Here is a 13,284-nt window from a genome sequence, read left to right as displayed (position 1 = left end):
AATTAAGAAATTCTGATTTCATCTGTGTTTTCGTGTTTGAATCTGTTCTCAGATTTTAGGGATTGATATTACTAGTAGCTTTATTCTTAATTTATTTGTGTAACCTTTTTTGACTTATACAGCGATCGCTTTAACGTTTTTGGCAATTTTCAATAGTAGGAGCAGAAGCTTGACGCTGGGAATACTTAACTTCCCATCCCCGTAAATTCCACCAGACAACACGCTTTTCTGGTTGTACCCAAAAGTCTAGTTGTTTGATTTTTCCATTTTCAAAAACTATTTTTGGGAACGTAGGATAGTCACGGTCATTACTCTCGCTATAATTACGTCCAAGATAGTTGAAGCAAACTTTTAATCCCTGAGTAACTCCCAACTCTTCAACTCCAATGCCTTTCAAGGTCGAGTTATCGTAGCTGAAGGTGCCATTAAATGATTTGCCTGCTAATGATCCTTTAGTCACATTGATTGTAAAGTCATAGCCAACAGTAGAGTTTTGGGCTTGACTGGTTGCGATGACAGCAGTAGTAAGAGCAGCAGTTGTTATTGCAATTGTAAATTTCGGCAATAGTTTGAGCATTGTAGTATTGATGGCTGAGGTTTAGTACTTTTGGATAATTTGTGCGATCGCTCCAACAGGCGATCGCACGGTTGAGGATATCTACTCCAGTACCAATCACACAAACTGAAGCGCTTTTAAAAATTAGGAACGAGCATATTTTAGTGCTTTTTTAAGCAGCTCATCATTACCCAAAATTAGGTTGCGCTCAATACGCAGTTTTGTATCTATAGGTGATGGATCTCCCCAAAATTTTGCCAATGCTTCTACATCCTCATATTCCCTAAATTCTGACTCTCTAAACAGTGTATAAGAACTGGGATTTGAGGCTGGTTTTGCCGCCTCTAGAGCTTTCACCCTAGCATCTACAAGAAACTGCTCAAGAATGGCAACATCTTTTTTACCCCAGAGGATTTTTCTACCAATTACAGCCTTTGCATCTTCCTCCGATTTTCCCCAGTAATCTGCTAATATCCGGGCATCCCAATAATCGTATTGGCTGTTATAAAAAGCCTGAAGCTCTTGATCTTTTGATTCTTGTGTTGATGTTGTCATGAGATTATTCTCCTTATTCAAGTAACTTGATAAATTGAGCGGCTAGATAGGTTAAACATCACGATAGCTTGTAGAAGCTAACTCGAATCTAGAACAAGTCCATTAAGGAATGGTTCTATAGTGATGCAAAAAACGTTTTTGCACGTACTTCTTTTTGCAGTTCACTGCGGGATATAGACGTAATTATTCAAATCTACGCGCATATCCCACTTGTTATCCCGCACCAACTTTTGCCAAGCACCGACTCGCTCTTCCATGTCGCCGCTATTGTGCGTGGGGAACTGGAGACGTAATTCCATGAACGTATTCACGAAATCTTCCTCATTGTTTGTGTCGTTACTCGCCTCTGTGAACAAATGTTCAACGCCCCAATTCTCAGAATTGTCGTCTTCCATACCAGCGTTCATGGCTGTATCTATGAGTACACCAATTGTCAATGCTTTCATGTAATTCTTCGACTTAAGCAGTTTCAGCGTCGGCTCCCAGTACGTGGAGATGTAGGCATCCCACTGCGCCTTCCACCATTTCTGGTCATTGGCGATCGCGTGGACTTTTTCGATGATTTTGTTTACAGGCAGATTGCTATAGTCCTGACCGTAATTCTTCCAGATAATGTCTGCGTCATTGTAGTCCTTGCCTGTCGTGGCACCATAGATGCCGATGGTGACGCCGCGACCGTCGCCAATGTCCTCTGCATAGCCGTAGATAATTTCTTCATCGACTGTCTGCCACCACTTGCTATTGGCTTGTTCGGGCCCGTTAATCATGCCAAGGATGTTTGTAAGCTGCTGTGCATCCAAACCAGTCAGGGTGTTAAGCTGGTTTAGCGTGCCAGGTGGAAAAAACTCAACGCCGGGTACTTCTTGCGTAGGGGGTTCGTCAATTGTATGAAGCCTCTCTTTGAGTTGCGCTTCGTAGAGAGACGCTGGAGAAAGCTTGCCCTTTTCGCCTTCGCCTTCCACGTTTCCAATAACACCTGAGAATTTGAACTTTTTCTGCACCTTACCTGTTGAAAACACCGCATAGTTCTGCGCCGTTGGTGGTTTTTGCACAATTATTGTGCCGTTGTAGTTCCAAATAGTGGAGTGTGCTGCCGACCAACCGTGACCACTGCCGAAATTACCGCGATTAATCAGAGCGATGCTTCCAGTATCAGCACTGTTCTCGTCGATGCTATCGAAGAGCATGGCTTGAGTCCAGAGTCGATGTCCTTCACTGTCGGAGTTCTCTGCGGAGTTAGAGCCTAAGCCTTTCGACTTGCATTTGTGGAAGACAATTCCAGAAGCGCTACTCGTACCGTTAGAGATAAAGTTATGGCGTCCGTTTGTCGCTTCACAGTTCTGGAATAAAATGAGTTGACTGTGCTTTTCGGTGTTGAAATTGTACATACGTCCGCCTGTGCGAATGGCAATTGGGTCGAACGCCTTGACATCTGTCACCGTTACCCTCAATGCTCCTTCTGTGTATACACCTGAGAATCCAAAGTGCAGGGCGGTGAGGTTACGCACCCAGGCATCTTCTGCACCGATAACGCTAACGGCACTCCACAGGGATTTCTCGTCTTCGCCACCTTTATCAATTTCGATGCGTAGGTTTTCAAGCCCCACATTTGTCAAGACTTCGCTGCTGTTAATCTTGTAGACGGTAGATTGTGACAACTTGCGATCGAGATGATTGTAAATCGGTGCGTCAAGGATAATCATATTTCCTTCCACGCGATCGACCCGTCGATAATACACAATGTCTACTTTGCCTGCTTTCCAAGGGTTCTTCTCAGGGTCGTCAACCTCACCCACACCACCACCGTCAAGCGCATCAATCCATTTCTGCGTAGAGGGATGCTTAATGATAATGGCATCGCCAGTCTTAAATAGTGAAGCATTCTCGACATTGAAGCCCAGTGAGCCAACTTGAACAAAATCATCTGTAATCTTGGTTTCGTCTCCTGATTTCCAAGGTGCTGGATTATTAGTACCCAGAATTACTACTGACTTATCCGGTGGTCTGTCTTGTTTCCCTTCGATGATAGGCTGATCAACCACCTTGGCAACTAGAATTGTGTCTTTACTGGGATCGTTCCCATCACCAGAACCACGCAATACAACCCCGCTCGCCTGAATTTGAATTGTACTGCGAAGTTCGTAAAGCCCCGGCTTTAGTACCAAAGCACCACGAAATCCATTAGCATCAGGTTCGCGCGTTGCCACAGCATCCAGTGCTTTTTGAATGTGTGCAGTATTATCACCCGAAATCGGTGAGATGCTTGACACTTCAGGAACGTTGGGCAATTCAATTTCACCATAACGGTAACCCGCATAGCTATAGTCTGGAATCCGGTTTTGCTCTTGATCCGAGGTGTAAGTTAGTTTACCATTATTGCCAAAAAAAACGCGCTTTGATTGCCACTCACCCGTCGGTGGTACAGAGCCATTAGGAATGCAGATTTCCTGATCCGTTTGCAAATTCTCAGCTTCCTTTTCTGTGAAGGGAATGCCGTTAGGATTCATGATTTCACGCCAGCGATCGCCATCTCCTAACTCCCGTTCGGCAATGATAAAAAGCGTATCACCTGCTTTAATTTTGTATGAACTACCGATTTGACAAGTCATAAATTTACTTTAATTGGTTAATGTTTGCGTTTTGATAAAAATTGATGCTTAATAAGTTTTCAAGCTTCCAAAACTACTTAAATTTCTGCTTCTTTAATCCATCTTGCAACTAAGTGATAACGTTCTCCATCAAATTCTTGCATCCATAAAATTGAAAGTTTAGTTAGGGGTTTCTTCTTATCTTGTAGAGAAATTGCTAACGATACTGGTGGTTGTGAAAGAAGCAAATCTTTGCTATCTTTGTTTAGAAGCTGCATATATTTCTCACTTTAATGAATTAAGGTTTAGTTGAAACAGCATAAGTTTTAATTTCCAAATAAATGGCAATAAATTATGACTTATGCATTGATGATCTGTGACGCATTTAAGCTGTCTATACTTTCAGAATAGATAAATTTGATTATATTTGCATCGTCAAGGCAGGAAATTAGTTTTCCACTTTTGGAAAGTCAATTTATGAAGTTAAAAAATATTATTTAGCTAATGCACGACAAAAGTCCTACACTCTACTTTAGTCAAGTGATTGGACTAGTAGAGATCGATTTTTATCCGAGAATCTAAGGAAGGCTCTGGAATGATACTTTAGGAATTATCCCAACTAAATGCAACCTTCCTTTGGGACGCAAGGCTGCTATAGCAATCCTAAATCATTCGTGAACAACAAGCTCCCCGACTTCTTGGAGAAGCCGGGGAGATGAGCCTAAGATTTTCACAATTAATATTGCTGTTGGCTAAATTGATGAAGCGATCGCTTCATCAATATCACGATAATCAGTAGGTCGATAATCTTGCAGCCACTCGGCAATAATATTGTGTTTGCGGTATGGATTAATCGAGAGATCGTGCAGCAATTCATCGTGATAATGCCACATATGTGCTTGCAGCAGCGAACTGCGTCCAGAAATAGGTGGAATAAAGCCGCGTTTCCAGCGTTTCATTTGTGAAATTTCTTGTAACATCGTCTCACGTTCAGGCAGTTTAATCTTGCCTTTTAACAAGTGAGTTAGCCAGATAACTTCTAAGTAAGTTGTAAGCGAATTGGAAAATGTAGAAGCCCAACCGATAAAAGCTAAAGAAGATAAATCGGGGTGAATAATATGGCGGTAAAGATAAACACCATCATCTTCCACTGTAGATTGAAAAGCCTTTGGTAAAAAGCTATTATTAGGTTTCCATCCTGTAGCAAAGATAACAACATCGCTATCAAGGTGAACCCCGTTTCCTAGAACTAAACCATCGGGTGTAAACTGTTCAATGCTTGTGCGTTGTACTTTAATTGCGCCCTGACGCATCATTTTATATGTTTCATCCTGTGGGATAAAACCTTGAGCAAACACACCTTTCTCAGCCGGATGAGATGGAATAGTATTGGATTCTTTCATTCGATATTGCAGGCGCAATATAATTTCTACAAATCGCCAAAATCCCCAAACCAGCCACGGAAAATACTTGTGGAGATTTTCTTCCCACTTGTAGGGGCGTTGATACAGAGGTAAAAATCCACCTACTAAACGATTTAAGAAAATAACTCTAAAATCAATTAATCCTAATATTCGTAAAGGTACGGGCCAGTAAGCATTTTTGAAAACTAAAGTTACATCCGTTGCCGATTGTGTCGCATCTGTGGCAATATCTAAGGCACTCTTGCCAAATCCGACAACAGTGACTTTGCGATTCTTAATCAAGTCAGGTGATTTGTATTCTGAGGAATGCAAAACCTTACCAGAAAAAACTTCTCGGTTGGGAACATGGGGGATATAAGGATTAGAGTACAGCCCAGTTGAGACAACAATAAAATCAAACTGTTTTTGAGTTGTTTCTCCAGTTTCCCTATTTGTGTAGTGAAGAATCCAGCGATTATCAGATATTGGTTCCAGCTCGTTGACTATACTGTTAAAATGAATTTTGTCAAAAATTTGGAAATGGTGAGCATAATCTTCCAGATAAGAGCGAATTTGCTGACCCGATGGCAACTGCGGATAGCTTTCGGGCATGGGATAGTCAGGAAATTCATAAAGCTTAGAAGGCTCTTGTAGCCCAAAATTGTGATATCCAACTGTCCACACGCCGCCCAGTTTTTGACTTTTCTCAAATATCTCGCAAGTAAACCCTGCGTTTTGTAGAACTTTAGCAGTTGTTAACCCAGCGACTCCAGAGCCAATAATACCAATAGTTTTTATATTCATTTTTATACTCATTGCCAGTGATTATTAGCGATCGCTTGTTAGTCTATCCATAACTCTTGTTTTACTTAGCTTTTTGACTCCATCAAGCCCAAAGACATCCCAGCACAAAGTTCCCTGTCTAAAAATGATGTCTGTCATAGTTATTTACGATGCACAACCCATCAACTTTTAGGTGAATTGTCGCTATCAGGGAAAACAAAATATTTTCTCAAATTTTCTCGTTTTGTAAACGCTATGTATTGAGTAGTGATCTCCGGAGTCAGTAACTCTATTAACAATCTGTTTTCCACCCACAACAAAATGAAATCAAAGCCGAAGCTAGCGCGTTCCATAAGCCAATCTTCACGTTGGGCAATTTGCTCAATTTGTTCGGCGCTGGCAGGTACAGAGATCATGAAATGGGTAGCTGTAAACTTAGAAGCAGCAGGATTTTGTATATATGCTCGTTTCTCCTCACTGTCACCAGGTGTTATTTCAGTTCCTAAAGAATAAACTTCAATTTCTGTACCATATTCATCAAAAGGAAAAACGATATAACCGTCTGGGCTAAAAGGATGGGGTGTCGCTTGTCCTTGCAAGATTTCAGCGAGAACTTGGGCAACGTGCTGAGGATTTTCAGCAGAAATAGAAAGGTGATGAATCATTAAATTACTCTCTTTAAATAACTAAAAGACACAGAAGATTGAAAGCGTTGCACTCAAAAGATTTGAAAAATGAGTTTAAACATTATGAAAGTTTTGCTAACTCCACTTCTTGCTGTAGAGTTAGCTTTGTGGCTTTAATCAAATCGGCTGCTTTTTCGCCAATCATAATTGTGGGTGCATTAGTGTTTCCCGTAATAATAGTTGGCATAATTGAAGCATCTACGACACGTAAACCTTCAACACCATGTACCCGTAGTTCGGGGTCTACAACTGCGCCTTCATCAACGCCCATTTTACAAGTCCCGACAGGATGATGTGCAGTCTCGCAAGTTTTAAGGATGTAAGCTCGAATTGCTTCGTCACTTATTACGTCATCACCAGGAGCGACTTCCTCGCTTAATAATTGATAAAATGCTCCTGAATAAGCAAGTTGACGGGAGACTTTAATTCCTTCCACAAGAACTTGCATATCTTTTTCATTCTGGAGATAGTTCATGCGGATTAACGGTGGATCTTTGGGGTCAGAAGAACGCAAGCTGACACTACCACGGCTGTAACAATGTGTTGTACCCACTGCAAAGGTGAATCCCCAACTAGAGCGAGGAGACTCAAGTTGCATCCACAAAACTGGGCCGCAGGAAAGCTGTAAATCTGGTGTAATATCTGTATTAGCTTCGGTATGCACGAATAAACCAGCTTCTGCGATATTGCTGGTGGCGGCAGGTTGCAACTCCTGAGTGGCTTGATAACCCACTTGCACATATACATGATCTTGGAGATTCTGCCCGACACCCGGTAAATCAACGATCGCAGGAATTCCTAATGCGCTCAGGTGTTCTGCTGAACCAATCCCGGAAAGCATGAGTAACTTGGGCGAATCGAACACGCCAGCAGAAAGAATCACTTCTTGGTTGACAAAAGATTGGTGGATTTTCCCATTTTGCAGATACTCCACGCCAACTGTACGCTTCCCTTCAAACAGTAAACGGGTAACTGACGCTCCTGTAGTAATTGTCAAATTGGGACGATTTAAAATTGGCACTAGGAATGCCCCTGCGGTGCTGTGCCGCTTACCATTTTTGACAGTCAACTGGTAAAGCCCCGCACCTTCTTGATTTGCGCCGTTGAAATCAGGATTAAGCTTATAGCCCATTGCTGTGGCTGCTTCAAGAAAGTATTGTGATATTGGGTTAGGTGCAATTGGGTCACTTACACTCAGCAGACCATCGACAGCATGAAATTGCGATGCTCCACGCTGCTGGTTTTCAGATTTCTTGAAGTAAGGCAATACATCTTGGTAGCCCCAACCAGTATTACCTAAATTCTGCCAGCGATCGTAATCGTGACGGTTGCCTCGCATATAAATCATGACGTTGATCGAACTGCTGCCACCAAGGACTTTACCGCGTGGACAATAGATTTTACGCCCATTTAGGTATGGCTCTGGTTCGGTAAAATATGCCCAGTCCACCTCTGAGTTAAATAGTTTAGGAAACTCTACAGGGATAGGAATCTCCGGTTTACTATCAGGATTACCAGCTTCCAGCAATAACACGGTTGTTTTACCGTCTTCAGTCAGACGATTGGCAAGAACACAGCCTGCTGAACCTGCACCAATAACAATATAGTCGTATTGAGCCATCATTTTTACTAAATTTTTAAATTCAGCTGCGTATAGTTAATTTGAATGTCTTTGTTGGCAACTCGTCAATTTTGCTAAAAAATCGGTAGGCGATCGCCTCTCACTAATCACTTCAAAACTTTACGGGTAGTGAATCGTACCCCTTGAAAACTAGGCTGGTATGTCTAGGAATAGCTTGCTTATCGGGATCGAATCTAAGATTTGGCAATCTTTTAAGTAATGTGTTGAAGCAAATAGTTAACTCCATACGAGCTAAAACGACTCCCAGACAAAAGTGAATGCCCGGAGCAAACCCAAGGTGTTCGTTAGGCGATCGCGTAATATTAAAAACGTCGGGTGAGTCAAACTTTTCCGGGTCGTGATTCGCCGCCCCCAGCCCTAGAGCGATGACGCTACCCGCCGGGATGTCCTTACCGCCAATTGTCAAGTCTTGTTTGGCAATCCGAAAGACAAAAGGTGCGGGGCTATCGAACCGGATCATTTCTTCCACTGCGGAATTGATCAAAGCCGGATTTTCTTGCAATTTTTGCAGTTGCTCTGGATGACTCAGCAGTGCATTCACCCCATTGGGAATCAAGTCTGTAGATATTCATTCCAAAGCGATCTTCAAACGCGCTCATACCAGTGTGTACGCTATGCAGCAGATTAGCCCAGGTGTCGAATGCCAGCGATCGCCCAAATAACATGGCATATTCGCGTAGCGAATTGGGGGAATCGGCTTGCAACAGAGCGCCCATTGGAGTGCAGATGAATTGCCCAGGTGCCGTTTCCACAACAATACCCAAGTCTGTTAGCGCCCGTAGTAGCCTCGACAAAGCAGGCTCCTGCGTGCCAGTAGCTTCTGCTAAGGCTTTTACAGATTTGGGACTATCTTTCAAGAGATCGGGAATCCCAAGCTGTGCAGTCACACTTAGTAATTGCGTCTGTACAGCGCCAAAGATCATGGCGAGTAGGGCGCGTGCAGGAGGAGCATCGGAGGAAAGTCGCTCAGGAATCATGTTCGTCATAAATCTCTGTTTTTGCTGAAGCGTAAATTTAGCTAGTTATGCGATCGCACTTGTTAAAGCCGCTTGCTTTGAAACTCGACTAGCAGCTTTAATCAAATCGGCTGCCTTTTCGCCAATCATAATTGTGGGTGCGTTAGTATTTCCCGTAGTATTTGTTGGCATAATTGATGCGTCTACAACACGCAAGCCCTCAACACCATGTACCCGTAATTCAGGATCTACCACTGATTCAGAGTCAACGCCCATTTTGCAAGTGCCAACAACGTGATAATCGGTATCACACCCTTTGCGGATATAATCTCGGATTGCTTCGTCGCTAGTTGCGTCAGCACCTGGAGTAACTTCCTCGCCCCGAAACTCATCAAATGCGCTTGAAAGAGCAAGCTGACGCGCAATTTTAATTCCTTCTACCAAAACTTCCATATCTTTCTCACTTTCGAGAAAGTTCATGCGGATAACGGGTGGATCTAGTGGGGAAGAAGAACGCAGACTCACACTACCTGTGCTTTGGGGATGAGTAATAGAGGGTGCAAAGGTGAATCCCGGCCCAGAACGGGCATACTCAGGCTGCACCCAGATGACTGGGCCAAAGTGCATCTGTAAAGAAGGTACAGTATCTAGGCGGCTTTTGGTATCTACGAAGAAAGTTGCTTCGGCAATGTTACTAGTTGGGGCAATTTGCAAATCTTGAGTCGCTTGGTAAGCTACATGAACTTGGGGATGATCTTGAAGATTTTGACCGACACCAGGCAAATCAATGACTACAGGAATGTCAAATGCACGCAGATGTTCAGCTGGGCCAATTCCAGAGAGCATCAGCAGTTTTGGTGAATCGAACGCGCCAGCAGAAAGAATGACTTCTTGATTTACGCGAACTTGGTGTAGCGTTCCGTTGTGCAGATACTCCACCCCAACTGTGCGTGTCTCCTCAAATAGTAAACTAGTTGCGATCGCATGAGTGGTGACAGTCAAATTGGGGCGATTGAGAATAGGTACTAAAAAAGCTGCTGCTGTACTGTGTCGCTTGCCGTCTTTAATATTTAACTGGGGCAATCCTACACCCTGCTGTTCTGCACCATTGAAATCAGGATTATGCCTGTAACCCAATGCTACTGCGGCTTTAATAAAGCGATCGCACACCACATTTGGAGCCACGGCATCGGTCACACTCAGGAGTCCCCCGACTTCATGAAATTCATTTGCTCCATGCTGCTGATTCTCAGATTTCTTGAAGTATGGCAATACATCCTCGTAGCTCCAGCCTGGATTGCCTAACTCTTGCCAGTGGTCATAATCGCGGCGATTACCTCGCATATAAACCATGCCGTTGATGGAACTGGTACCACCTAGAACTTTACCACGTGGAGAAAATAGTTTACGTCCGTTGAGGTGCGGTTCTGGTTCTGTGAAATATGCCCAGTCTACTTCGCTACCTATTAAGTTTGGAAACTCTACAGGAACCTGAATCTCTGGTTTGGTGTCAGGGCCACCAGCTTCGAGTAATAATACAGTTGTTTCACTATCTTCTGTGAGGCGGTTGGCGACAACACAGCCTGCCGAGCCTGCACCAATTACAATATAATCATATTCAGTCATGAGCTTCTTAATTAATTGCAAAATTTCTAGAAAAATACTGTTGTCATCTCTGCTCTAAACTTGAGTCATTTGGATTGGCTGACCAAGTACCTGTTCCACAATCTGAGGCTGAATGGATTGCAAATATTGAGTTGCAAGTACAGGAGTCTTACAAGGATAATGTTGTCAGCGCTGACTGTGTATCAACTTGTAATGGATTTGTCGATTGATTAATTAGGGTAACTTCTCCCTGTGCATTTCTATTCACCAAGTAGTTAATTCCTCGATAGCTCAATTTATAAGTTGTTGGTGGTAAAGGAGCTTCCGCAGACTTGGCATTGGGATCAACACGATAAGTAACCCCACGATAAATCAGATTATAAGCTGCTCCAACACTAGGTGTTGATTGAAAAGGTTTTTCTATTGTTCTGCCAGCAATTTTTGAGGAATCTAATTCGTAGCCCAGACCGCGATAGTAAAGTTTCATATTTTGCCTCGTGGATTGTGAATAAAGATGTGGTTATTTGTGTAATCAAAGGTATCAATTAAGAGTTAGTACTTTAGATTTTTGCTAGCTGCATGATAATCAAACTGTCTAACTTACTAACAAAATTACTAAAATGCATAATTTTGTACCTTTAGAAGGTAGAAATAAACTTAGGATACTAAAGCGAAGTCCATGCAATACTGAGATATTAGCTGTTCGCTTTCGTTCCATATTCTCAGAATAGATAGATTTAATTAGAAATGCATCGTTAAGTTAGGAAACTAGTTTTCCAATTTTGGAAATTTACTAAGGCGGATTTACCGCAGGGTAGCAAGTGGCGTGCAACTAGCGTGGGCTAGGGGAGATATAAGTTTCAGGCTTCAGTGCGAACTGCCACCAGAGTTATTGCCATAAGCACTCCCGCCGCCAGGGCGATTCAGTATGAGCCAATTCGCGCCAATGCCCTCAGTGCCTTAGCTTCTGGTCTATTACAAATGCCGCTGGCCAAACTTTTCCCGCTTTGGCAAGATACCCTTGATGAGTTATCTTTTCGCACTCGCCCTAACTTTCTACAAGATATTAAAGCATTGTTTCCAGTTATATTTGCATTAGGTGGTGAAGTTGCAACGGCAGAACTTGCCCGTGCGATCGCAGATGTAGCGCGATGGTGGAAATAATTCGTAATTCGTAATACACTGCGAGAAGGCTTGTAAACCAAGCGATCGCTCCTCGTCTTCTAAAAAACTAATTGGCAAGTGATCGCTCAAATTTATCTTTCATGAAACGCAAAGTGCGATCGCCTACGCAGCCCGTGTTATCGTAAGAAATATTTGGAATTCACAATTACCAAAGCCAATGGCTATTACTGTCAACGTTGCTGAAGCAACCGCCAAATTTACTGAACTTCTCAATCAAGTATTGCTAGGTGAAGAAGTTGTGATTGCTGAACAGGGGATTCCAATTGCACGTCTAGTCGCGCTCACAAATACTAATTCTCCTCGCATTCCGGGCTTAGATAAAGGTAAAGTATTTATTACATCAGATTTCAACGAGCCTTTACCAGAAGAAATCTTAAGTGATTTTGAAAGTTCTAACTTTGTTTCTTAATGAGAGCTTTACTGGATACCCATGCATTCATTTGGTGGGTAACAAACGACCCTCAATTATCTGCTAACGCTCGTAATGCGATCGCTGATTCAGGTAACATCCTATTTGTGAGCGTGGTAAGCGCTTGGGAAATTATCATCAAAAACAAATTAGGGAAACTGACTTTACCTGAACCTGTAGAACAATATATTCCCAGTCGTTTAGCGATCAATCGCTTTGAAAATTTACCTATTCAAATGAGTCATGTTTTGCAAGTTGGTAGTTTACCAAATATCCACCGAGATCCATTCGATCGGATTCTGATTGCCCAAAGCCAAGTAGAAAATTTGCCAATTGTGACAATTGACCAGCAAATCACACAGTATTCAGTGCAAATTATATGGTAAAGGCGATCGCACAGTTTCTTTTTCAAACTCTGATCGCTCAAATTTAGCTTTCATGAAACGCAAACTGCGATCGCCTACGCAGGTAATATCTACGCAAAATCAGCTTTCTTTACCAAAATCACCTCATCCATAGAGAACCTCATCGCATTTGTGACCAACCAGATCGGGTTGTCTATCAACGAGTACTCATCCATAGAGAACTCGATCGCATTCACAACCAACGAGATCGGGTTGTCTATCAATGAGTACTCATCCATAGAGAAGGCGATCGCATTCATGACCAACGAGATCGGGTTGTCTATCAATGAGTACTCATTCATCAAGAACCTCAACTCATTTGTAACCAACGAGTTAATTTTCTGCGTTAAGAGGCTGCACCAAGTGATGAGAAATTGCGCTGCTCCAAGTTGGGGAACTCCAAGGAGCGATCACTATATAGCAGTTCTTATTTGGGTGCAATACATTTTGACCTCTCTCCAAACCTCTCTCCTAAAAGGAGAGAGGCTTTGAATCTTACTCCCCTTCCCTAT

The 13,284-nt window shown here is 42.7% G+C and carries 17 protein-coding genes; 4 read left to right on the top strand and 13 right to left on the bottom strand.

The features are described 5' to 3' along the window. Positions 1 to 130 precede the first annotated feature (130 nt). The 12 genes from WKK05_RS15285 to WKK05_RS15230 all read right to left on the bottom strand — a co-directional run bounded on the left by WKK05_RS15285 (position 131) and on the right by WKK05_RS15230 (position 11,261). Complete coding sequence (locus tag WKK05_RS15285) at positions 131 to 460, bottom strand: hypothetical protein (RefSeq protein ID WP_341530477.1); 330 nt, start codon at positions 458 to 460, stop codon at positions 131 to 133. A gap of 13 nt (positions 461 to 473) precedes the next feature. After that, positions 474 to 677 (bottom strand): hypothetical protein, encoded by a 204-nt coding sequence (locus WKK05_RS15280; protein WP_341530476.1) that lies wholly within the window; start codon positions 675 to 677, stop codon positions 474 to 476. Between the two features lie 23 nt (positions 678 to 700). After that, positions 701 to 1,111 carry a hypothetical protein gene (locus WKK05_RS15275; protein WP_341530475.1) on the bottom strand — a complete coding sequence of 137 codons (411 nt, stop codon included), beginning with the start codon at positions 1,109 to 1,111 and terminating at the stop codon, positions 701 to 703. 161 nt (positions 1,112 to 1,272) lie between these two features. Then, on the bottom strand, positions 1,273 to 3,720 hold the full coding sequence (locus WKK05_RS15270; RefSeq protein WP_341530474.1) for a chitosanase: 2,448 nt from the start codon (positions 3,718 to 3,720) through the stop codon (positions 1,273 to 1,275). A gap of 77 nt (positions 3,721 to 3,797) precedes the next feature. Beyond that, a complete protein-coding gene (locus WKK05_RS15265; RefSeq protein WP_341530473.1) occupies positions 3,798 to 3,977 on the bottom strand; it encodes a hypothetical protein in 180 nt (59 codons plus the stop codon). 474 nt (positions 3,978 to 4,451) lie between these two features. After that, on the bottom strand, positions 4,452 to 5,906 hold the full coding sequence (locus WKK05_RS15260; RefSeq protein WP_341530472.1) for an NAD(P)/FAD-dependent oxidoreductase: 1,455 nt from the start codon (positions 5,904 to 5,906) through the stop codon (positions 4,452 to 4,454). A gap of 161 nt (positions 5,907 to 6,067) precedes the next feature. Continuing rightward, the gene (locus WKK05_RS15255; protein WP_341530471.1) at positions 6,068 to 6,550 is read right to left on the bottom strand and encodes a hypothetical protein; all 483 of its coding nucleotides are present in this window, start codon (positions 6,548 to 6,550) and stop codon (positions 6,068 to 6,070) included. 82 nt (positions 6,551 to 6,632) lie between these two features. Beyond that, entirely contained in the window at positions 6,633 to 8,192 is a 1,560-nt protein-coding gene (locus WKK05_RS15250; RefSeq protein WP_341531095.1) for a GMC family oxidoreductase N-terminal domain-containing protein, read from the bottom strand. Positions 8,193 to 8,304: 112 nt separating this feature from the next. After that, positions 8,305 to 8,673: a cytochrome P450 gene (locus tag WKK05_RS15245; RefSeq protein WP_341530470.1), complete on the bottom strand. Its 369-nt coding sequence runs from the start codon at positions 8,671 to 8,673 to the stop codon at positions 8,305 to 8,307. Next, complete coding sequence (locus tag WKK05_RS15240; protein WP_341530469.1) at positions 8,657 to 9,199, bottom strand: winged helix-turn-helix domain-containing protein; 543 nt, start codon at positions 9,197 to 9,199, stop codon at positions 8,657 to 8,659. Before WKK05_RS15240 ends, WKK05_RS15245 begins: the two co-directional genes overlap by 17 nt. Before the next feature lie 36 nt (positions 9,200 to 9,235). Then, complete coding sequence (locus tag WKK05_RS15235) at positions 9,236 to 10,795, bottom strand: GMC family oxidoreductase N-terminal domain-containing protein (protein WP_341530468.1); 1,560 nt, start codon at positions 10,793 to 10,795, stop codon at positions 9,236 to 9,238. A gap of 148 nt (positions 10,796 to 10,943) precedes the next feature. Then, complete coding sequence (locus WKK05_RS15230; RefSeq protein ID WP_341530467.1) at positions 10,944 to 11,261, bottom strand: DUF4278 domain-containing protein; 318 nt, start codon at positions 11,259 to 11,261, stop codon at positions 10,944 to 10,946. Positions 11,262 to 11,644: 383 nt separating this feature from the next. Here WKK05_RS15230 and WKK05_RS15225 point away from each other — a divergent pair, with 383 nt between their 5' ends. The 4 genes from WKK05_RS15225 (at position 11,645) to WKK05_RS15210 (ending at position 12,887) form a co-directional block, all read left to right on the top strand. After that, positions 11,645 to 11,938 (top strand): hypothetical protein, encoded by a 294-nt coding sequence (locus tag WKK05_RS15225; protein WP_341530466.1) that lies wholly within the window; start codon positions 11,645 to 11,647, stop codon positions 11,936 to 11,938. 178 nt (positions 11,939 to 12,116) lie between these two features. Beyond that, complete coding sequence (locus WKK05_RS15220; RefSeq protein WP_341530465.1) at positions 12,117 to 12,368, top strand: type II toxin-antitoxin system Phd/YefM family antitoxin; 252 nt, start codon at positions 12,117 to 12,119, stop codon at positions 12,366 to 12,368. Continuing rightward, positions 12,368 to 12,754 (top strand): type II toxin-antitoxin system VapC family toxin, encoded by a 387-nt coding sequence (locus WKK05_RS15215; protein WP_341530464.1) that lies wholly within the window; start codon positions 12,368 to 12,370, stop codon positions 12,752 to 12,754. The genes WKK05_RS15220 and WKK05_RS15215 overlap by 1 nt, the downstream gene beginning before the upstream one ends. Further along, a complete protein-coding gene (locus WKK05_RS15210; protein ID WP_341531305.1) occupies positions 12,711 to 12,887 on the top strand; it encodes a hypothetical protein in 177 nt (58 codons plus the stop codon). The genes WKK05_RS15215 and WKK05_RS15210 overlap by 44 nt, the downstream gene beginning before the upstream one ends. Here WKK05_RS15210 and WKK05_RS15205 read toward each other — a convergent pair. Beyond that, entirely contained in the window at positions 12,844 to 13,074 is a 231-nt protein-coding gene (locus WKK05_RS15205) for a hypothetical protein (RefSeq protein ID WP_341530463.1), read from the bottom strand. The genes WKK05_RS15210 and WKK05_RS15205 overlap by 44 nt on opposite strands. Between the last annotated feature and the right edge of the window lie 210 nt (positions 13,075 to 13,284).

The sequence above is a fragment of the Nostoc sp. UHCC 0302 genome (genome assembly GCF_038096175.1).
Classification (GTDB): domain Bacteria; phylum Cyanobacteriota; class Cyanobacteriia; order Cyanobacteriales; family Nostocaceae; genus UHCC-0302.
Note: the sequence above shows the minus strand (reverse complement) of the source record. Positions and strands in the feature narration are given on the sequence as shown.